The following is a 19,018-nucleotide window of genomic DNA, read 5'->3' on the forward strand; positions in this document are numbered from 1 at the left end:
AAAGAGATGATACTTCGGCACCAGAGCCTCCAACGCACGGCAGCCTTCGGTTGCGTGCTGTTCGACATGGACGGGACGCTGCTCGATTCGGCACCGGGTGTCACGGCCAGTGCCGCCCTCGCCTTGGCTGCCGTCGGGGCGCCGGTTCCAGCGCCTGCAGGGCTGCTCCGCTTGGTGGGGCCGCCCATGCTCGAATCCCTTAAGGAGATACTGGGACACGATGAAGTCCTCGCCCGCCGGGCCCTCACCCATTACCGGCAGGCCTATGCGGACGTCGGCGCGCACCAGTCGGTTCCGTACCCGGGCGTCCGGGAAATGCTGGAACAACTGCGCCTTGCCGGCATACCGATGGCGGTGGCGACGTCCAAAGCCGAAGACCAGGCCGTCCGGATGGCACGCCGCTTTGGGCTGGACCACTACTTCACCACCATTTGTGGTGCGTCGGACCTGGACGCGAGGTGGAGCAAGGCGGATGTTATTGCCGAAGCGCTGGTCAGGCTGGAGGCTGCAAAGGTGGACCTCCGCGCCCCGCTCATGGTGGGCGACCGCAGCTACGACGTTGCCGGAGCCACAATCCATGGCATTCCCGCAGTGTTCGCAAGCTGGGGCTACGGCTGCTCGGGAGAAGAAGAAGGAGCCAGCCTCGTGGCTGCCTCCCCGGCCGCAGTGCTCGCTGCGGTCATAGGCCCCGACGGAAGCACCGGACAGAAGGCACGGCGCACGCCGCGTCACCACGCATAAAGGTACGACGGCGGCGCTGAGCCAAGTGCCGCCGTCGTCCGTGCACTTCGAGGCTGCGAAAGGCAGCGGGTAAACTTGTCCGGTCATGGACTGCTCCTATTTCGATGCCGGCGCCTGCCGTTCCTGCACCCACATGGGCATGCCCTACGGCGAGCAGCTGGCCGGCAAGCAACGCCACTGCCAGGGCCTCCTGTCGGGCCACACCGGACTGGAATGGCTGCCGCCGGTGGCCAGCCGGGAGTCAGGCTTCCGCAACAAGGCCAAGATGGTGATCGGCGGGACGGCCCAGAACCCCACCATCGGAATCCTCGACGCCGACGGCCACGGCGTGGACCTGCGCCGGTGCGGCGTCTGCTCCCCGGGCCTGTTGGCCTGCTTCCCGGTCCTGGCGAGCTTCATCCGCCGGATCCGCCTGACGCCCTACGATGTGCCGCGCCGGACCGGCGAACTCAAGCACGTCATTATCACCGAATCCCCCGATGGCGAGATCATGCTCCGCCTGGTCCTGCGCTCCGAACAGGTGCTGCCGCGTATCCGCAAACACCTGCCGGAACTGCTGGCGGCGCTTCCCCAGGTGAAAGTGGTCTCGGTCAACCTGCATCCGGAGCACAAGGCCGTCCTGGAAGGTGACCGGGAGATCCTGTTGACCAGCCAGGAAACCTTGGCCATGCGCGTCAACGACGTCACCCTGCACCTGCGCCCGCAGAGCTTCTTCCAGACCAACAGCGAGATGGCCGCGGCGTTGTACCGGCAGGGCCGCGAGTGGGTCAACGAGCTCGCACCCGCATCCGTCTGGGACCTTTACTGCGGAGTAGGCGGTTTCGCCCTGCACTGCGCCGCCCCGGCCCGCACCGTCACCGGCATTGAAACCAGCAGCGAGGCAATCGTATCCGCCCGGCTCAGCAGCGGGGAGGCGGGCCTGGAGGGAATGGAGTTTCAGGCCGGCGACGCCACCGCCTTCGCCTTGGCTGCTGATGAGTCGCCGGACCTGGTAATTGTGAACCCGCCCCGCCGCGGCATCGGCAAGGAACTGTGCGGCTGGCTGGAAGCCTCGGACGTGCAGCACGTGGTGTACTCCAGCTGCAATACACAGTCACTGGCCCGCGACCTGGCGAACCTTCCGTCCTTCACGGCGCGCCGGGCCCGCGTCCTGGACATGTTCCCGCAGACCACGCACTACGAGGTGATGGTGCTCCTGGAACGGGCAGCATAGGGCCCTCAGGCGTCAGTTTCGGCGGGCGCGTTCGACGGCGGCCGCCCCGGCTTCGCGCCCCTCGGCCCGAAGACCCGCTGCCACTCCTTCAGCGTCGGCGTCGGACCGGTTTTGGCTCATCTTTTCCTTCGCCTCGATCCGGCTGACCAGCAATTCCACGCCGACCACCGCCCGCAGCTGGCCGGCGACGAACTTCTCCGGGGCGTCGTCCACGGCCCAGGGATGCTCCCGGCCGTCCTCGTGCAGGCCGGTCAGGTGCCGGACGTGCCGTGCCAGCCAGCCGGCGTCGTCATGGATCACTAATTCGCCGTAGACATGCAGCGTGGCGTAGTTCCAGGTGGGCACCACCCGGCCGTGCTCGGCCTTGGCGGCGTACCACGACGGCGAGATGTAGTCGTCGGGGCCCTGGATGATGGCCAGTGCTTCGCCGGTGGGCAGGGCGGTCCACTGCGGGTTGTTCCGCGCCATGTGCGCCTGCAGGGAACCGTGCGCCCCCACGCCGGGGTTGAAGGCGAAGGGCAGCAGCGTGGCCAGCAGGCCGTGGTCCGTCATGGTGATGAGGTTGGCGGCGCCGGGCTTTGCCAGCAGGCTGTGGACGGTTTCGGGGGCGGCAGCGAAGTGGGCGGGAATGTACATGGGCGCTCCTTTTCGGGCTAGCGGGCGGGACGGTTGAGGCGGACGCGGACGGCCGCGGCGGCGCAGAGGATGACGGCAAGGGCGCCCAGGAGGGTGGTCCAGGTGAGCGCCTCCCCCAGCAGCAGTGCCGCCCAGCCAATGCTGAGGACCGGCTGCAGCAGCTGGATCTGGCTGACCTGCGCCATGGGCCCGATGGCCAGCCCGCGGTACCAGGCGACGAATCCCAGGAACATGCTGACCACTGCCAGGTAGCCGAAGGCCGCCCACTGGACGGGCGTGGCCGACGGCGGCTGGCTGAGGACGGAGGCAACCGCCAGGACCAGCATGGCCGGGGCGGCGAGGACCAGTGCCCAGGCGATGGTTTGCCACGATCCGAGTTCGCGGGCCAGCAGTCCCCCTTCGGCGTATCCGACGGCGGCGCAGGCCACCGCACCCAGCAGCAGCAGGTCTGCCCACTGCAGGTGCCCCACTCCCCCGGACTGCAGGAAGGCGAAGGCGATCGCCGCCAGCGAGCCAAGCGCCATGACCATCCAGAAGGCGGCGGCCGGCCGCTCGCCGGTGCGAAGCACGGCTGCCGTCGCCGTCGCCGCCGGCAGGAGGGCGATGACCACGGCACCGTGCCCTGCGGGAACCGCGGTGAGGGCGTAGGACGTCAGTAGCGGGAAGCCGGCGACGACGCCCCCGGCCACGAGGGCAAGGCGCAGCCAGGTGCCGCGCCGGGGCAGCCGCTGCCGGGTCACGGCAAGCGCTGCGGCGGCGAGGAGTGCGGCGACGACGGCACGGCCTGAGCCGATGAACAGTGGCGGGATCCCGGCAACGGCCACACGGGTGAAGGGCACGGTGAAGGAAAACGCTGCCACGCCGAGGAGTCCCCACCACACTCCGGCCGACATTCCCAGCGGTATCGCTGGGCGCTCAAGGATAGTAGCGCTACTATGTTCTTTCATGAATAACGATAGCAGTTCGCGCATCACGGCGGCACTCCGTCAGTGGATCAGCAGTGCGGCTCCCGGTGCGCGGCTGCCGTCCACCCGGCAACTGGTGGCCGAACACCAGGCAAGCCCCGTGACGGTGCAGAAAGCCCTGCAGGCCCTGGCCGCCCAGGACCTGATTGAAAGCCGCCCCGGTGTGGGAACTTTCGTCCGCGCGGTCAGGACGGCCCGGCCGTCCGACTATGCCTGGCAGACCGCAGCGCTGCGGTCCCCGTCCTCGCCGCTGCCGTCGTCGTCGAGCACCATGCGCAACGTTTCCGGCGATGCCATCTGGCTGCATTCGGGGTACCCGGACCGGGAGCTGCTGCCCGAACGGCTGGTGCGGGCAGCCCTGGCCCGTGCTGCCCGAGGGGATGCCGCGTTGTCGCGCCCGCCCGCCGCGGGCATGCCGGAGCTGCAGCAATGGTTCGCCCGCGAGCTGGGGCAGGCCACACCGGTAGGGGTCACCCCGCCTACGCCCAATGACGTCATCGTGCTGCCGGGCAGCCAGAGCGGCCTCAGCTCCATCTTCCGCGCCCTCGTGGGGGCCGGTCAGCCGCTGCTTATCGAATCGCCGTCGTACTGGGGCGCCATCCTGGCCGCCGCGCAGACCGGGGTGCGCCTGGTGCCGGTCCCCACCGGGCCGGACGGACCCGACCCCGCGGACGTGGACCGCGCCTTCGCCGAGACCGGGGCCCGTGCCTTCTATGTGCAGCCCAACTACGCCAACCCCACCGGCACGCAGTGGGCGGCGGGACGCGGCGGCGAAATCCTGGACGTGGCCCGCCGGCACGGCGCGTTCCTGGTGGAGGACGACTGGGCGCACGACTTCGGTATCACCTCCGATCCCGTGCCACTGGCCACCCGGGATGATTCCGGGCATGTGGTGTACATCCGGTCGCTGACCAAAAGCGTCTCCACTGCCATCCGCATCGCGGCAGTTATTGCCCGGGGTCCGGTGCGGGAACGCATCCTCGGCCAGCGTGCGGCGGAATCCATGTACGTCAGCGGGTTCCTCCAGGCCGCAGCCCTGGATGTGGTCACGCAGCCCGGCTGGCAGACACACCTGCGCAGCCTCCGCCAGCAGCTCCAGTCGCGCCGGGACCTGCTGGCCACCAGCATCGGCGAACACGTCCCGCAAGCACACATCGACAACCTGCCCCGCGGCGGATTGAACCTGTGGGTGCGCCTGCCCGATGGCACGGACCTCCCGCGGCTGGCGCGCGACTGCGAAGATGCCGGCGTCATCATCGCCGCCGGCACCGAGTGGTTCCCCGCGGAGGCCGCCGGGGCCTTCATCAGGCTGAACTTTTCCGGCCCCAACCCGGGCGCGTATCCGGACGGTGCACGAGTCATCGGCGAGGCGCTGGCCCGGCAGGACCGCTGAGGCATTCCGTGGCCTCCTGACGGCAACGCGTCAACCGGACAGTCCGGTGACAACGGCAGTTCACCGGGGCGCCATGCCCGGTTCATTACCCATTAGTAACTTGAGAGCTCCTGTTGAGACCCCAACCTTAAGAGGCCCCATGAGCTCCACTCCCACGCGGCGCGCCCTCACTCTTGCCGCGTCCCTGATCGTTGCAGCCTGCGCGGCCGCCGGTACAGCGGCCGCACAAGCGGACACCCGGAACAACGGCGGCAGCCCCGCTTCCGGGACCCGCCACGAAACAAACACCGACCTGGCGGACGCCTTCGACTCCGTCAGCCGGACCACAGCCTGGCAGCAAACGTCCAAGCTGAAACTGAACTTCCCCACGTACCACACCGAGGGAATCGCCTACAGCCAGGACCACATCTTCCTCTCCGCCGTCCAGATCCTCGAACCCACGGTCAAGTACCCCGCCCCGCAGGACGGCTACGACCGCACACCGGGCAAGGGCATCGGCCACCTGTTCGTCATGGACAAGGCAGGCAACCTGCAGAAGGACATCATCCTGGGCGAAGGCGACACGTACCACCCGGGCGGCATCGATTTCGATGACACCAACGTCTGGGTGCCGGTAGCTCAATACCGGCCGGACAGCAGCGCCATCATCTACGGGGTTGATGCGGAAACCCTGGACGTCCACAAGCAGTTCGAGGTCAAGGACCACTTCGGCGGCATCGTGCTGGACAAACAGACCGGCCACCTCGTGGGGAACACCTGGGGCTCCCGGCGGTTCGCGGAGTGGGACCTGCAGGGCAAGGAAGTGTCCACCTGGGAAAACCCGAACTACTTCATCGATTACCAGGACTGCCAGTACGTCCCCAACGCCGAGATGCTCTGCGCAGGAGTCACCAACCTCCCGCAAACCCCGCCGGCCGGCGGGACCGCAGCCACCTACGAACTGGGCGGCATGGCGATGATCGACCTGAAGTCCCATGAGGTGACCCGCGAGGTCCCGTTCCAGCAGTGGTCCACCGCCGGGCACGTGGCCACCCGCAACCCGTTCAAGATGACCGCCAACGGCGGGCACCTGACCATGACGGTGGCCCCGGACAACGGCGATGAGGGCAACGGCACCGAAATCCTCACCTACGAAGCCGACGCCGCCCCCGCAAAGTAGCACTCTCCCGCACCCGCCGCAGGCCGCGGCGGTGCACCCACCAGGAATGATTGGATACCCCATGCCTTATCCGGCACCCAGATTCACCAGGAAGAGCGTCACCGCCGCCACCGGTGCGGCCGCCCTGGCGGCCACCGCCCTGACGGCCGGACTGGTCGGCTTTGGCGCCGCCCCGGCGAGCGCCGGCACCCACAACGACACGGCGACGCCGATCAAGCACGTCGTGGTGCTCTTCCAGGAGAACGTTTCGTTCGACCACTACTTCGCCACCTACCCCAACGCGGCCAACACCCCCGGCGAAACCCAGCAGGGCTCCGGTGCCCCGGCGGCCAAATTCACCGCGTCCACGGACACGCCCAAGGACATCAACACCCTGGCCAATGCAGGACTGCTGGCACCGAAGAACCCCAATTCGGTCCAGCCCTCGCGGCTGTCCCCGATGCAGGCCGTCACATGCGACCAGGACCACGGCTACAACGCCGAACAGAACGCCTACAGCGGCGGGGCGATGGACAAGTTCGTCCAGTTCACCAGCCGTGACGCGTGCGGGACCAACCAGTACGGACTCCCCGGCCTGACCATGGACTACTACGACGGGAACACCGTCACCGGAATGTGGAACTACGCCCAGAACTACGCGATGAGCGACAACCACTTCAGCACCGTCTTCGGCCCCTCGACTCCGGGCGCGCTCAACCTGATCTCGGGCCAAACCCACGGCGCCAAGGAATACAACGCCGCCGGGGCACCCGTGGCCACGCCGGCCGCCGGGACCAGCGCCGTCCGCCAGCCGGACGCCAACGGCGTGGGCACCGTGATCAACGACCCCGACCCTGTCTACGACGACTGCTCCAACAGCAGCCACGCCAAGGCCAACAACCTTGCCGGCATGACCGGCCGGAACATCGGCGACCTGCTCAACGCCCAGGGAACATCCTGGGGCTGGTTCCAGGGCGGCTTCGCCCCCACCACCGCGGCCACCGGCAGCGCTCCCGCCTCGTGCCTGGCCGCCCACACCAACGCCGCCGGCGCCTCCGTGGTGGACTACTCCCCGCACCACCAGCCGTTCCAGTACTACGCCTCCACCGCCAACCCGCACCACCTTCCGCCCGCTTCGGACGCGGAAATCGGGCACAACGGCCGGGCCAACCACCAGTACGACCTCGCCGACTTCAGCAAGGTGGTGGACAGCGACAACATGCCTGCCGTGTCCTTCCTGAAGGCCTCCGAGTTCCAGGACGGCCATGCCGCGTACTCGGATCCGGTGGACGAACAGAACTTCATCACCAAGACCGTCAACCAGATCCAGCAGTCCAAGAACTGGGACAACACCGCCGTCGTGCTCGCGTATGACGACTCCGACGGCTGGTACGACCACGTCGCGGCCCAGCCGAAGAACGCGTCCACCGGGTCCGACGACGCCGCATGGTGCTTGAATGCCGCAGCGAACGGTGTGCCGGTGGCAGGGGGCTACGCCGACCGGTGCGGCCCCGGCCCCCGCCAGCCGCTGGTGGTCATCTCCCCGTACGCGAAGAAGAACTTCGTGGACCACACCGAGACGGACCAGGCCTCCATCCTGCGGTTCATCGAGGACAACTGGCACACCGGCCAGATCGGTGACTCCTCGGCCGACGCGACGGCAGGATCCGTGGACGCGATGTTCAATTTCCACCACGAGCGCAACGACAAGGTGCTGCTGGACGAACAGTCCGGCGCCGTGGCCTCCATCAGCCACAACGGCAACGTCCAGGGCGGCGGAGCGGACAACTCCGGCCACTGACCGTCCCGCGAGGCCTAAAGGTCCGCGGCGCCGGCAATGCGTCACTTATCAGCCAAGGTCAGGACATGGCACCCGTCTTCGTGGGGCCATGACCTGCCAGGGCGCTGATAAGTGGCGCATTTCTGCGTCGTCCGACATTTCCGGTCCCCGAGGCGAGTGATTTCCAGCTTTATCCAAGGAAAACGTCAAGATTAACGCTTAATCCGCTGTGCCAAAGTTTGCAGCGCTACGCTGGCCGTGCATTCGCATCCAGCACAAGCATTCGGGGGAACCATGCCTGCAACGCCCAACTCTTCCATGCCATCGAGCAGTCGACGGGACCGCACGCATGGGGGTGCCTTGCCGCGGAAGGGGCGGAACAAGATGCTCGCTGCAGGGGTTGCCGCTGCAGTCACTATTGTGCTGGCGGGCTGCGGCGGATCCAGCACCTCCCTGACAGCCGCCGCTGGGCCGGTCACAGAATCCGCCACTGCAACCCCTACGGCAACACCCATTGCCGGCACGTCTTGCAGTTCTGTCACGGAGCAGCAGACCTCAGGCGGCACTACTTATGTTTGCACCAAGGACGAATCGGGCCGGTTGGTGTGGCTCGAAGCCACCCAGTCCAAGCGCTTGACGGAGAAGCTTGCGGCCGCCGCAGCGTCGGCAAAGGCGGCAGCCGACAAAGCCGCTGCCGATAAAGCCGCTGCGGAGAAGGCGGCAGCTGACAAAGCCGCAGCTGACAAGGCTGCCGCAGACAAAGCCGCTGCCGATGCGGCCGCAGCTGCCCAGCGGGCCGCCGACGCGCAGGCCGCGCAGGCCGCCGCAGCCCAAGCTGCGGCGGCCGCTGCGGCGGCCGCTGCGGCAACAGCTGCGAAGGCAGCTGCACCGCCGGCCCCCGCCGTTCCCGGAACAAACCCCGGCTGCGATCCCAACTATTCAGGATGCGTTCCCATCGCCTCTGACGTCGATTGTGCCGGCGGAAGCGGCAACGGACCTGCGTACGTGCGGGGCCCGGTGCAGGTTATCGGCCGCGACATCTATGGACTGGACGCGGACCACGACGGCGTGGGATGCGAGTAGGCCCCACGGCCCGAGCCGCGGGTCAGGCGGCGGCTTTGACCAGCTCCTCGCTCTTCTCCCACAGCCCCCGTGCCAGATCGGCGTCATACGCCTGGCGGTTGGCTTTGGCCAGGGCTCGCTTGGCGTAGTAGGCCCCGGAGATCCAGTCGGTGCCGGCCGTCCCGTTGATCAGCCACAGCATGGTGTCGGCACCCTGGTCCGGGCTGAGCATGAAGCGGTTGGCCACGCTCTTGTACAAATGCCGGAACGGGCTGCTGGAACCCGCCGCGAAGTTGGTGCGGACCACGCCCGGGTGGAAGGCCGCCGTCGTGATTCCCTGGTCGTGGAAGCGGCGGTGCAGCTCGGACGTGAAGAGGATGTTGGCAAGCTTGCCGGTGCCGTAGGCACGGAAGGTGCGGTACCCGTGCTCGGCGTTGAGGTCGAACAAATCCACCTTGCCGGAGAAGTTCGCGGCGCTGGCGGTGTTGATGATCTTCGCGTGGCTGGCGGCCAGCGTGTCCATCAGGGAGGTGGTGAGCAGGAACGGCGCCAGGTGGTTGACCTGGAACGTCAGCTCGTTGCCGTCCACGGTGAGCGTGCGCTTGCCCATCATGCCGCCGGCGTTGTTCGCCAGGACGTCGATGCGCGGATAGGTGGAGCGCAGGGTGTCGGCCAGCGCGCGGACCTGGGCCAGGTCGGCGAAGTCGGCGAGGTGGTGGTCCGCGCCGATCTCAGCAGCCAGGGCGCGGGTCTTCTCCGCAGACCGGCCGACGACGACCACCCGCTCCCCTGCCTTGGCCAGCGTCCTGGCGGCTGCCGCGCCGATGCCGTCGCTGGCGCCGGTGATCACGATGGTGCGAGGAGTCAAGGGGTGTCCTTCGGTCGGCGGGCGGCGCACCGGGAGGGCACACCAAGGGAAACAACGACGGCGGGACGCCAGGTGTTCCCCGGACTGCAGGTGGCGGGACTTCCCACACGGCCTGAAACGCGGCTGGCCCGGCCGAAGCCTCCGCTTCGGCCGGGCCAGCGCATCCGTCAGTTGATGTCGTTCAATGGTGTCAGTCGACCACCCGCACCTGGCCCACCATGCCCATGAAGTCATGGAGTGCGCAGATGTACTTGAACGTGCCTGCCGTCTTGAAGGTCACCGAGAACTCCCCGCCCGGCGGAATGATGCCGGAGTTGAGGTCGCCACCGGTGAAGTTGGACGGCGTACCCGACGGCGCAAAGACATTCGCCGGTTCGGTGCCGAAGGTGACCGTGTGGGGTGCTCCCATGCCGGTGTTGGCGAACACCACTGTTTCGCCGACATGCACCGTCACGCTGGGCCGGACGAAGCGCATGACCATTGCAACGCCGTCGTCACCGCCTGCCAGGACCCTGTGGTTGCTGGCTTGTTCGGCCAGCGAGGCGTCAAGCTGGTGCCCGTCCCGAAGGATGGCCCGCGCCTGGGCCCGTGATGCCTTGTTGTAGTCCGCTTGGCTGTAAGGATAATCCGTGCCCTGCTCGCGGACGTGGACGGTCCCCTTCATCATCTCGCCGTGGACCAGGCAGTAGTAGGTGAAGTCGCCCTCCCGCGGGAAGGTCAGGCTGTAGCTCGTCGTGACAGGGAACCCCGGCACCTCCACGTTCGAAAGGAGGCCTGAGTTGTAGTACGAGTGCCCGTCGTAGCTGTCCCCTCCGCGCTTGAGAAGTTCATCCTCGTTGAACGGATTGAACGGCTGCAGCGACTGGCCGGCCGCCAGGAATGTCACCGTGTGGATCTCGGCGGCGTTTGCCGCCCAGTCGATGGTGTCATGCTCATTGATGAAGATCTCCGAAGGGAGGAAGGACATTCCCTGGATTTCCTGGTCACGGGACTCGGAGCCCACTTGGACCTGCCAGGTCCGATGGCCCCAGCCGCTGGCCGATGCCGGACCGGCAGCGGCCAGTGAGGCCAGCAGCGCCACGGCGAAGGCGACAATTAGTGCGAGTTTGTTGAATCTTGTGGTGTTTCCCCGGTTTTGCTTCATGGCAACGCTCTCTTGAACGGTATTCGGCCGAAAGGCCGATGCAGCGGTGGCCGGTTCAACTCAACCCACGGGCCAAACAGGCCACTGATTTCGGAGTAAAAGGTGCCGGACGCCCGGGCTGGGGAGCACGGGACCCGGTTCCGGCGCATCAACACGCCGGACATGCACCACCCCAACTGGTGTCGCAGAGGTTGAATATGGTTTGTCCACGCGCCGCCGCCGCAGCTTGCCACGCGGCAGAGGCCCGCACCTTTTAGATTGCTCCTTCAACCGAACTTTGTCGAGAAGGGAAACCTTCGGCGGATGGGGGTTCCAGCAGGGACTCCCATCGCTGCCGCATTAGCTGGTTGGGTTGTAGGCGTGGCAGTCCCCAAGGAAGACAACGAGTTGCGGACCGAATCGTCCGCAGGCCCGGCATCGGAACCGGCCACCGGACCGGCGGGTGTCCCCGTTCCGGGGCGCCCCGCGAGGATCCCCCGCGCGGGGCTTCTTGTGCTGTCCGCGGCAGGCTTCACCGCGGTCACCACCGAGCTGCTGCCCTCGGGCCTCTTGCCGGAAATCAGCCGTGACCTTGGCGTCCAGGAATCAGCCGTGGGCGCACTGACAGCGGTTTACGCTGCCGTCATCGTGTTCACGGCGCTCCCGCTCTCGCGGCTGCTCGCCGGTCGCATCCCCCGGAAGACGCTGCTGATCGCCACGATCCTGGCGTTTGGCCTGAGCAACGTGCTGCTCGCGGCCAGCCCCACGCTGCCGCTGGCCATTGCTGCCAGGCTCCTGGGCGGGGTGGCCCACGGGCTCCTGTGGTCCAGCATGGCGCCCTACGTATCGAGAATCGTGCCGGCGCATTCCGTGGGCAAGGCCATGGCCATCGTGTTCAGCGGCAACAGCATTGCCTTGGCCGTCGGTGCGCCGCTGGGCACCATGATGGGTGCCGTGCTGTCATGGCGCAGCTCATTCCTGGCCCTGGCCGGAATCGCGGCACTCCTCGCGTTGCTCGCCATGTACCTGCTGCCGGCGGCCACGGATTCCGGGCGGGAAGCACGGCCGTCGCTGCGTGCGGCCCTTGCCGTGCGCGGAGTGGTTGCCGTTGCCGTTGCATGGCCGCTCCTGGTCCTGGCGCACTTCACGCTGTTCACCTACATCGCGCCGTTCCTGCTGGCCTCCGGACTGCCGGCCGGCGCGGTCAGCATTTCGCTGTCCGTCATCGGAGTGGCCAGCCTGGTGGGAATCTGGATCGCGGGCGTCACCACCGATTCCAGGCCACGGCGCTCCCTTCTCGTCACGGTGGCCGGACTGCTGGCGGTCTTCGGCCTGCTCCCGTTGCTGGGCGCCACCTGGCCCGGAGCCATGGTCCTGCTGTCACTGTGGGGAATAGCGTTTGGCGCCATCGGCATCTACAACCAGGCAGCGATCCTCCGCGCGGGAGGCGAGCACCGGGACGCCGCCAACAGCCTGACGGTGGTCACCATCCAACTGGGCATCGCCGTCGGCGCCTCCTACGGCGGCCTTGCGTTCACTGCGTTCGGTGCCGGCCTGGTGCCGTACGCCGCCGCCATCCCGGTGGCCGCGGCCCTGGCCATCATTGCAGCGAGCGGCAAGGGCGGCTACCCGGCAGGTCCACGGGAATCGTCGCGTCGCGGGGGAGCACCGTAAGCCGCATGGCCGGGTGCCGGCCCGGCGGCTCCCAATTCTTGAAAAGCGTGGATATTGATGGCCATGGCGGCGTGCTCCATGCTGAACTTGGTTCCAGCAGCATTCCCTGCCCGCAAGCCTGACAGGAGCCAGCCATGAAGTTCACGACCATCCTCCAGCTCGACGGCGCCACCGCCACCGGAATCCGCGTCCCCGACGACGTCGTCGCCGCCCTCGGCGGAGGCAAGCGTTTCCCTGTCCAGGTCACGATCAACGGGGTTACTTACCCGAGCACGGTGGCCACCATGAAGGGCGAGCCCAAGGTCCCGGTGAGCTCGGAGATCCGCAAGCTCGCCAGCATCAAGGCCGGCGATGAAGTCACAGTGGAGCTCTCTGCGGACGACAAGCCGCGCTCGGTGGATGTTCCTGAGGACCTTGCCGCCGCCCTCGCTGCGGATACAGCCGCGGCGGAACGCTTCCAGTCCCTCTCCTACAGCAACCAGCGGCGCCATGTGCTCGCGGTGACCGGCGCGCGCACCGAGGAAACGCGCTCCCGCAGGATCGCCGCGGTCCTCGCCGAACTCGGATAGCCCACCGCTGCCCGGCCACGGAACGGCGGACCGGGCGCATCCGCCAGCCTGGGCGGCACTGGCGGCGGGGCGTCCCGGACCGCACTGGCGGCCGGTGAGCCGCAGAAGGCACAGGGAGTTCGCACACCCGGGTTAACACAAAGCAGGGCTTGCCGGTGACGGCAAGCCCTGCTTGGAAACCTAACGGTCCCGGAACCCTAAGAAATTAGAGAGCCTGGATGTTGGTGGCCTGGGGACCCTTGGGGCCCTGCTCGGTGTCGAAGGAAACCTTCTGGTTCTCTTCGAGGGAGCGGAAGCCGTTGGAGTTGATCGCGGAGTAGTGCGCGAAAACATCCTGCGAGGAGTCGTCCGGGGAGATGAAGCCGAAGCCCTTTTCAGCGTTAAACCATTTGACGGTACCAGTAGCCATTATTTTTGTCCTTCGTGAAGGTGGAGGGAAAATCCCGACTTTCGGGCCCTCCGGTGTGGGGTGTTCAAAAACCGCTACTTCAGAAGAACACGGACTTTCGACCGCGCGTACTGCCTGAACTACCAACTGCATAAACACAACAACAGGTTCAACACTACAGGAGATTCGGCCCACGCCTAATTAAGCCGGGGCCGCCGCCGTGCGCCGTCATCCGGGACCGGACTCTTGCCGGAGTGTCCCCCGACGAATGGGCCGCCGAAACGGTGGGCAGCCGCCCCTCGACCAGTGTTCCAAACAGGCATATCCTGCATCCATATCCGCGGACAACCACGCTGCCACAGGGAGGTCACGCCATGGAAATGCCCAAAGCGACGGAGGAAGAAAAGGAACGCTTCCGGCGCCTTGTGCCGGACCATCCGGGCGTGGTGGTGAAGCCGATGTTCGGCAACCTTGGCGCGTTCGTCAACGGCAACATGTTTGCGGGCTTGTTCGGCTCCACCATCGGGCTGAAGCTCTCCCGCGAGGACAAGGAACTGTTGGAGTCCTCCGAGCGGACAGTTCCGTTCGGGCCCGCGGAGCGGCCCATGGGCGGCTACACCGGGCTGCCTGAAGTCTGGAACGAAGAGGGCGACGGCGACGACACGCGGGCGCGTGCCTGGGCCGGGAAAGCCCTGGACTACGTGGCCACCCTGCCGCCTAAGGAACCCAAATCCAGGACGCCCCGGACCAGCGGCCGCGGGACAGCGGCGCGGTAGCCGTGTCCGCCTCCGCAGTTCCCCGGCAGGACACCAACACCTTGGTGGTGGGTGCGGGCCAGGCGGGCCTGGCCACCAGCTACTGGCTGGCGCAGCGCGGCGTGGAACACCGCATCCTGGAACAGCGGCCCGCCCTCGGCGGCGCCTGGCAGGACCGGTGGGATTCCTTCTACCTGAACACGCCGAACTTCTCCGTCGCCCTGCCGGGGTCCCCCTATGCAGGGCCTGACCCGGACGGGTTCCTGACCAAGGACGCCATCATCGGGTTCTTCCGCGGCTACGCCAGGGACATCCAGGCCCCGGTGGAACTGGACACCGGGGTTACCCGGATCACCCCGACGGAAGGCGGCTTCGACGTCCTGACAGGCCAGGGCACCTGGACGGCCCGGAATGTGGTGCTCGCCAGCGGCGCGTTCCAGCGCCCGCGGATCCCTGCCGCCGCCGTCGGCATCTCCCCGCAGGTCCTGCAACTGCACAGCCATGACTACCGCAACCCGGACCAACTGCCGCCCGGGGCCGTCCTGGTGGTGGGGACGGGGCAGTCCGGCGGCCAGATCACGGAGGACCTGCTCGACGCCGGCCGGAACGTGCACCTGTCCGTGTCGTCCTGCCCGGAGGCACCGCGCCGTTACCGCGGCCAGGACATCTTCCACTGGATCTGGGAGGTAAACGTCCATGGCCCCGACTTCGGCATCAACGCGCTGCTGGTGGACCAGTTGCCCTCCCCCGCCGGGCGGTTCCTGTGCAACCCGCTGCTGTCCGGCACCGGGGGCGGGCACAGCGTCCGGCTGCGCGGACTGGGCCGGCGCGGGGTCCGGCTGCACGGCCGGTTCGAGAGGGTCGACGACGGTGTCCCCGTCTTCACTGACGACCTCGCCCAGCGCCTGGCTGCCGCGGAGGCGGGGTTCGGCCAGCGGTTCAAGAAGCTCTTTGACGCCTACATCGACGCCGCGGGGATCGACGCCCCCGAGGCCGAGCCGGCGGAACCGGACAGCTGGCAGCCGGACGGGCCGGGTTCCCGCCTGGACCTCCGGGAGGAAGGAATTACCTCCATCATCTGGTCCACCGGGTATGGGCTGGACTTCAGCATGCTGGACCTTCCCCTCCTGGACGAGTGGAACTACCCGCGCCACAGCAAAGGCGTGACGGAGCACCCGGGCCTGTACGCCGTCGGGCTTCCCTGGCTTACCCGGCATATTTCCGCCACGTTGGTGGGGGTGGGCCCGGACGCCGAATACGTGACTGAACGCTTGGCAGCGCGGGGCTGACCGGATCCACGACCTTGCTTGAACTGGCCACCGCTCCGGATGGAGCGGCCGGCTGAGCCTTATCCTGCCGTGGGGCCGGGACCGTGCGCCTTCTGCCGTCCGTCGCGGTGGGCGAGGTAGGCGTAGACCATCAAGGCGAGCCCTGCCAGGATCATGACCGCCGGGAACGCGAAGTCCAACGGGATGAGCACCGCCGCGGACTGGAGGATGAAGATTGCGCCCATGGCCGCGAGGATTCCGGCCGGGACCAGCGGCCACTTCATCCGTTCCGCCTGGTTGCCGGCAGGGCCCGCTGCATGGACCGGAACCAGGGACAGCAAACCAAACGTGGCTGCCAGGCCGAGGAAGAGCACGGCGGCGGTGGGGGTGCCCTGCATCGCCTGCGGAAGGGCCACGATGGCCGCCAGGGTGAACATGACTCCGGACGGGATCAGGGCCCACCAGTTGGCGCGCTCCCGCAGGTAAACGGCCGCGAATCCACCGCCCATGAAGACGAACAGGAAGGCCGCGCCCCAGGCACCGTCCGTCAGTTGGGTCGCGACGATGACGGCCGCCAGCCCAAGGAAGACCGAGCCCGGGATGGCCGCCCACCAGTTTTCCCGGCGTCGCACGAACAGGGAAGCGAACAGGCCCCCCACCGCCGCGAATATCAGTGGTGCCACAAAGGCCCCGCTGTCCGTGACGCCAAGCCGGTCCAGCAGCAGCAACCCACCCAACGCGATGAGGACGATGCCTGCGATGATGCTTGCATTTGTCGATTTCACCGTGCGCCTCCCGGGTCAGGCAGGCGGCGTGGCACCGCGCTGCTCATCTCAGGCTAGGGCGGCCGCATTGGCCGAAACAGGGCACAAAGCCCTCCGCTTCCCGCCCTGTCGATCCATGTAGAAACTGGCTACGGACTTTGGACCCTGCCAGCTGGGGACGATGCTGCGGGATGATAATTGAGGTTCCTTCCACCAGGGGCGGCTGAGTCAGACCGGCGGCCGGGAAGGGCCACGACCCGACGAGAGCATACAGATGGAATCACCCGCAGCACCCCGGGATGTGTTCCGGTCCCCCGGGTCCGCCCGGATCTTCATCCTCAACGACCACGAACCGGTGCGCCGGGGCCTTCGGGACCTGCTCGAAAACGATGGCTTCGCCGTGGCAGGAGAAAGTGGTTCAGCCGCGGAGGCATGCCGCCTCATCCCCAGCCTGAGCCCGGACCTGGCTGTCTTGGACGACCGGCTGCCGGACGGTACCGGGATAGAGGTCTGCCGGGACCTCCGCGCGACAGCCCCGGCGGTGAAATCCCTGATCCTGACCGGCTGGGACGAACAGCATGCGGCGCGCGCCACGGTTCTGGCAGGCGCCTCCGGTTACCTCCTCAAACAGGTAAAGGACCACAAGGAACTGCTGAGCCGCATCCGGCGGGCCACCGAAGGCGACACCTTGTTCACCACCGATATCAGGGAGAGGGTAGCCGAAAGCCTGTACGCCGCGTCCCACGCACCGTGGCTGAAGAGTCTCACTGACGTGGAACGGAACGTGCTCGCCTTCATGGCGAGGGGGTTGACCAATGGGCAGATCGGGCAAGAGCTGCGGCTGCCCGACGATGCCGTCATCGGCAGCGTGTCCTCTGTCCTGCAGAAGCTGGGTTTCCGGCGCCGGAGCCCATTGATCCCGGCCCCTATCCCCAGGGCCTGGGAGGTGGTGTCCTGACGTCCGCACACCCGCACACGGCGGCCTTCACACCACCACGGGCACCGTCCAGACCACGCTGGTGCCCTTTCCGGGCGCGCTGTCAACGACGCAGGTACCGCCAAGGCGTGAGGCACGGGTCTTCATGTTCTCCAACCCGCTGACCCTCTCAGGATGGTCGAACCCGTTCCCGTGGTCGCGCACGGTGAGGACGACTTCGCCGTCCTGCGCCGCCAACAACACATGGATATCCTCGGAGCCGGAATGGCGCACCGCGTTGCTGACGCTTTCGGTCAGCACGGGCAGGAGTTGCTCGGCAACCTCATCCCCCACCAGGTCGATGGGTCCGGAGAGCTGGACTCTCGGCAGGAATCCGGCGGCGTTGGCGGCTTCCAGGACGGCGCGCAGGACCCGCCCGCTGAGCAGTTCCCGGTCGGGTTGCCTGGCCTGGAGCGAGTAAATGGTGTCGCGGAGCTGGTGGATGCAGTCGTCAAGCTCTGCGGTGATGCCGGCAATACGGCGTTCATGGGCATCCGGGTCAGAGGTGTAGCGGCGCAGGCTTTGGATGCTGAGTCCGGCCGCGAACAGCCGCTGGATGACGAGGTCGTGCAGGTCCGCCGCAATCCGCTCACGGTCGATGAACAATGCGTGTTCTTCCCGCAGCTGATTGGCCTTCAACAGTTCAAGCGTCAGCCCGATCCGGGAAGCGAACACTGCGCTTTGTTCAAGATCCAGGTCTGTGTAGCGTGCTCCGCCGGCAGCCCTGGCCAGGATGAGCACCGTGTCACGCTGGCCGTCCGTGTCGCTGCCCAGGGCCGCCACCAGGACAGGGCCGAGTTTTTCTGCCGATTCCGGGTCGAATACCTTCCGGGGATCGGTGAAGGACTTCGATTGCCTGGACGAGAGGACCTGGCTGAAGACTGCTGCGGGCGGGAGTTCCTGCCCTGCGGGTATCGATTGCACCCCCAGGGAGGTCCGGCATCTGAGGCTTCCGTCCCCCGCAACCGATGCAATAAGGGCCAACGCGGAGGCGGAGGCGTGCATTGACCCTTCCGCGATCATCTCCAAATTCTCGGTGTCGGAGCGCGGGTTGGCCTTTAACCGGTCGCTGACCTCGATCCCTGCTTCGAGCCACCGTTGGCGGCTGCTGCTGTCCTCGTACAACCGCGCATTCTGGATCGCCACACCTGCCGCAGAGGCGAGCGCGACCGCCAGGTCTTCATCCTCGGCAGTGAAATCCTGGCCGTCGATCTTCTCGGTCAGGTACAGATTCCCAAAGACGGTGTCCCGCACCCGGACCGGGACACCCAGGAAGGTCTTCATGGGCGGGTGGTTGGCCGGGAAGCCAACAGCCATCGGATGCTCGCCCAGGTCATGGAGCCGCAAAGGCTTCGGTTCGCGGATCAGCTGCCCAAGGACCCCGTGGCCGGTGGGGAGCTCACCAATGACGCGGATGCCGTCGTCGTCGATGCCGACGGTGATGAAGTGGCTGAGCTGCTGGTCGTCGCCGATGACGCCCAGCGCCCCGTACCGCGCGCCGACGAGTTCGCACGCCGACTGCACTACCCGGTCAAGGACCGCTTCGAGGCTGAGGTCCTCCGCAAGGGACACCACGGCCCCCAGCAGCCCCTCGACATGCTCCTGCGTCCGTACCAGCTCGTCCGCCCTGTCCACGAACTCGCGGAGAAGTTCGCGGGTCCGTCGCCTGATAGGTTCACGCCACACTGTGAGACACCTCGGTCAA

The 19,018-nt window shown here is 67.2% G+C and carries 18 protein-coding genes; 11 read left to right on the plus strand and 7 right to left on the minus strand.

The features are described from left to right. Nucleotides 1-6: 6 nt before the first annotated feature. Entirely contained in the window at nt 7-741 is a 735-nt protein-coding gene (locus C563_RS0110390; RefSeq protein ID WP_018761988.1) for an HAD hydrolase-like protein, read from the plus strand. Between the two features lie 85 nt (nt 742-826). Continuing rightward, on the plus strand, nt 827-1,954 hold the full coding sequence (gene rlmC, locus C563_RS0110395) for a 23S rRNA (uracil(747)-C(5))-methyltransferase RlmC (RefSeq protein WP_018761989.1): 1,128 nt from the start codon (nt 827-829) through the stop codon (nt 1,952-1,954). A 12-nt stretch (nt 1,955-1,966) separates the two neighbouring features. Here the strand turns inward: rlmC and C563_RS0110400 are convergent, their stop codons facing one another. Continuing rightward, nucleotides 1,967-2,590 (minus strand): FMN-binding negative transcriptional regulator, encoded by a 624-nt coding sequence (locus tag C563_RS0110400; protein ID WP_018761990.1) that lies wholly within the window; start codon nt 2,588-2,590, stop codon nt 1,967-1,969. 17 nt (nt 2,591-2,607) lie between these two features. Next, nucleotides 2,608-3,483: a DMT family transporter gene (locus C563_RS0110405; RefSeq protein WP_018761991.1), complete on the minus strand. Its 876-nt coding sequence runs from the start codon at nt 3,481-3,483 to the stop codon at nt 2,608-2,610. Between the two features lie 52 nt (nt 3,484-3,535). Between C563_RS0110405 and C563_RS0110410 the strand changes: the two genes are divergently transcribed. The 4 genes from C563_RS0110410 to C563_RS0110425 all read left to right on the plus strand — a co-directional run bounded on the left by C563_RS0110410 (nt 3,536) and on the right by C563_RS0110425 (nt 8,949). After that, the gene (locus C563_RS0110410) at nt 3,536-4,948 is read left to right on the plus strand and encodes an aminotransferase-like domain-containing protein (protein ID WP_018761992.1); all 1,413 of its coding nucleotides are present in this window, start codon (nt 3,536-3,538) and stop codon (nt 4,946-4,948) included. Between the two features lie 139 nt (nt 4,949-5,087). Continuing rightward, nucleotides 5,088-6,107, plus strand: coding sequence for a DUF6454 family protein (locus C563_RS0110415; protein WP_018761993.1), 1,020 nt, complete (start codon nt 5,088-5,090; stop codon nt 6,105-6,107). A gap of 61 nt (nt 6,108-6,168) precedes the next feature. Then, nucleotides 6,169-7,887: a phospholipase C gene (locus tag C563_RS21070; RefSeq protein WP_018761994.1), complete on the plus strand. Its 1,719-nt coding sequence runs from the start codon at nt 6,169-6,171 to the stop codon at nt 7,885-7,887. A gap of 582 nt (nt 7,888-8,469) precedes the next feature. After that, nucleotides 8,470-8,949 carry a hypothetical protein gene (locus C563_RS0110425; RefSeq protein ID WP_331271250.1) on the plus strand — a complete coding sequence of 160 codons (480 nt, stop codon included), beginning with the start codon at nt 8,470-8,472 and terminating at the stop codon, nt 8,947-8,949. 22 nt (nt 8,950-8,971) lie between these two features. On the opposite strand, the gene C563_RS0110430 is transcribed toward C563_RS0110425, so the two are convergent. Continuing rightward, a complete protein-coding gene (locus tag C563_RS0110430; RefSeq protein ID WP_043424016.1) occupies nt 8,972-9,796 on the minus strand; it encodes an SDR family NAD(P)-dependent oxidoreductase in 825 nt (274 codons plus the stop codon). Nucleotides 9,797-9,986: 190 nt separating this feature from the next. Further along, nucleotides 9,987-10,940 (minus strand): plastocyanin/azurin family copper-binding protein, encoded by a 954-nt coding sequence (locus C563_RS0110435; protein WP_018761997.1) that lies wholly within the window; start codon nt 10,938-10,940, stop codon nt 9,987-9,989. Nucleotides 10,941-11,411: 471 nt separating this feature from the next. Between C563_RS0110435 and C563_RS0110440 the strand changes: the two genes are divergently transcribed. Both C563_RS0110440 and C563_RS0110445 read left to right on the plus strand, forming a co-directional pair. Continuing rightward, nucleotides 11,412-12,593, plus strand: coding sequence for an MFS transporter (locus C563_RS0110440; protein WP_051083482.1), 1,182 nt, complete (start codon nt 11,412-11,414; stop codon nt 12,591-12,593). 134 nt (nt 12,594-12,727) lie between these two features. Next, entirely contained in the window at nt 12,728-13,162 is a 435-nt protein-coding gene (locus tag C563_RS0110445; RefSeq protein WP_018761999.1) for a YdeI/OmpD-associated family protein, read from the plus strand. Nucleotides 13,163-13,367: 205 nt separating this feature from the next. On the opposite strand, the gene C563_RS0110450 is transcribed toward C563_RS0110445, so the two are convergent. After that, a complete protein-coding gene (locus C563_RS0110450) occupies nt 13,368-13,571 on the minus strand; it encodes a cold-shock protein (protein WP_009372930.1) in 204 nt (67 codons plus the stop codon). Between the two features lie 353 nt (nt 13,572-13,924). On the opposite strand from C563_RS0110450, the gene C563_RS0110455 reads away from it, so the two are divergent. Together C563_RS0110455 and C563_RS0110460 are read left to right on the plus strand one after the other, a co-directional pair. Further along, the gene (locus tag C563_RS0110455; protein WP_018762000.1) at nt 13,925-14,326 is read left to right on the plus strand and encodes a TfoX/Sxy family protein; all 402 of its coding nucleotides are present in this window, start codon (nt 13,925-13,927) and stop codon (nt 14,324-14,326) included. A 2-nt stretch (nt 14,327-14,328) separates the two neighbouring features. Continuing rightward, on the plus strand, nt 14,329-15,594 hold the full coding sequence (locus tag C563_RS0110460; protein WP_018762001.1) for a flavin-containing monooxygenase: 1,266 nt from the start codon (nt 14,329-14,331) through the stop codon (nt 15,592-15,594). Nucleotides 15,595-15,653: 59 nt separating this feature from the next. On the opposite strand, the gene C563_RS0110465 is transcribed toward C563_RS0110460, so the two are convergent. Continuing rightward, nucleotides 15,654-16,358: a hypothetical protein gene (locus C563_RS0110465; RefSeq protein WP_018762002.1), complete on the minus strand. Its 705-nt coding sequence runs from the start codon at nt 16,356-16,358 to the stop codon at nt 15,654-15,656. A 253-nt stretch (nt 16,359-16,611) separates the two neighbouring features. On the opposite strand from C563_RS0110465, the gene C563_RS0110470 reads away from it, so the two are divergent. Next, on the plus strand, nt 16,612-17,295 hold the full coding sequence (locus tag C563_RS0110470; RefSeq protein WP_026264651.1) for a response regulator: 684 nt from the start codon (nt 16,612-16,614) through the stop codon (nt 17,293-17,295). A 27-nt stretch (nt 17,296-17,322) separates the two neighbouring features. Here C563_RS0110470 and C563_RS0110475 read toward each other — a convergent pair whose 3' ends face one another. Continuing rightward, nucleotides 17,323-18,999: a GAF domain-containing sensor histidine kinase gene (locus C563_RS0110475; protein WP_026264653.1), complete on the minus strand. Its 1,677-nt coding sequence runs from the start codon at nt 18,997-18,999 to the stop codon at nt 17,323-17,325. Between the last annotated feature and the right edge of the window lie 19 nt (nt 19,000-19,018).

This window comes from Arthrobacter sp. 135MFCol5.1, assembly GCF_000374865.1.
Classification (GTDB): domain Bacteria; phylum Actinomycetota; class Actinomycetes; order Actinomycetales; family Micrococcaceae; genus Arthrobacter.

Excerpts from the sequence above, each read along its gene's own strand:
- C563_RS0110390 (WP_018761988.1), top strand. The coding sequence starts at position 7 with ATGATACTTCGGCACCAGAGCCTCCAACGCACGGCAGCCTTCGGTTGC.
- rlmC (WP_018761989.1), top strand. The coding sequence starts at position 827 with ATGGACTGCTCCTATTTCGATGCCGGCGCCTGCCGTTCCTGCACCCAC.
- C563_RS0110400 (WP_018761990.1), bottom strand. The coding sequence starts at position 2,590 with ATGTACATTCCCGCCCACTTCGCTGCCGCCCCCGAAACCGTCCACAGC.
- C563_RS0110405 (WP_018761991.1), bottom strand. The coding sequence starts at position 3,483 with ATGTCGGCCGGAGTGTGGTGGGGACTCCTCGGCGTGGCAGCGTTTTCC.
- C563_RS0110410 (WP_018761992.1), top strand. The coding sequence starts at position 3,536 with ATGAATAACGATAGCAGTTCGCGCATCACGGCGGCACTCCGTCAGTGG.
- C563_RS0110415 (WP_018761993.1), top strand. The coding sequence starts at position 5,088 with ATGAGCTCCACTCCCACGCGGCGCGCCCTCACTCTTGCCGCGTCCCTG.
- C563_RS21070 (WP_018761994.1), top strand. The coding sequence starts at position 6,169 with ATGCCTTATCCGGCACCCAGATTCACCAGGAAGAGCGTCACCGCCGCC.
- C563_RS0110435 (WP_018761997.1), bottom strand. The coding sequence starts at position 10,940 with ATGAAGCAAAACCGGGGAAACACCACAAGATTCAACAAACTCGCACTA.
- C563_RS0110445 (WP_018761999.1), top strand. The coding sequence starts at position 12,728 with ATGAAGTTCACGACCATCCTCCAGCTCGACGGCGCCACCGCCACCGGA.
- C563_RS0110450 (WP_009372930.1), bottom strand. The coding sequence starts at position 13,571 with ATGGCTACTGGTACCGTCAAATGGTTTAACGCTGAAAAGGGCTTCGGC.
- C563_RS0110455 (WP_018762000.1), top strand. The coding sequence starts at position 13,925 with ATGGAAATGCCCAAAGCGACGGAGGAAGAAAAGGAACGCTTCCGGCGC.
- C563_RS0110470 (WP_026264651.1), top strand. The coding sequence starts at position 16,612 with ATGGAATCACCCGCAGCACCCCGGGATGTGTTCCGGTCCCCCGGGTCC.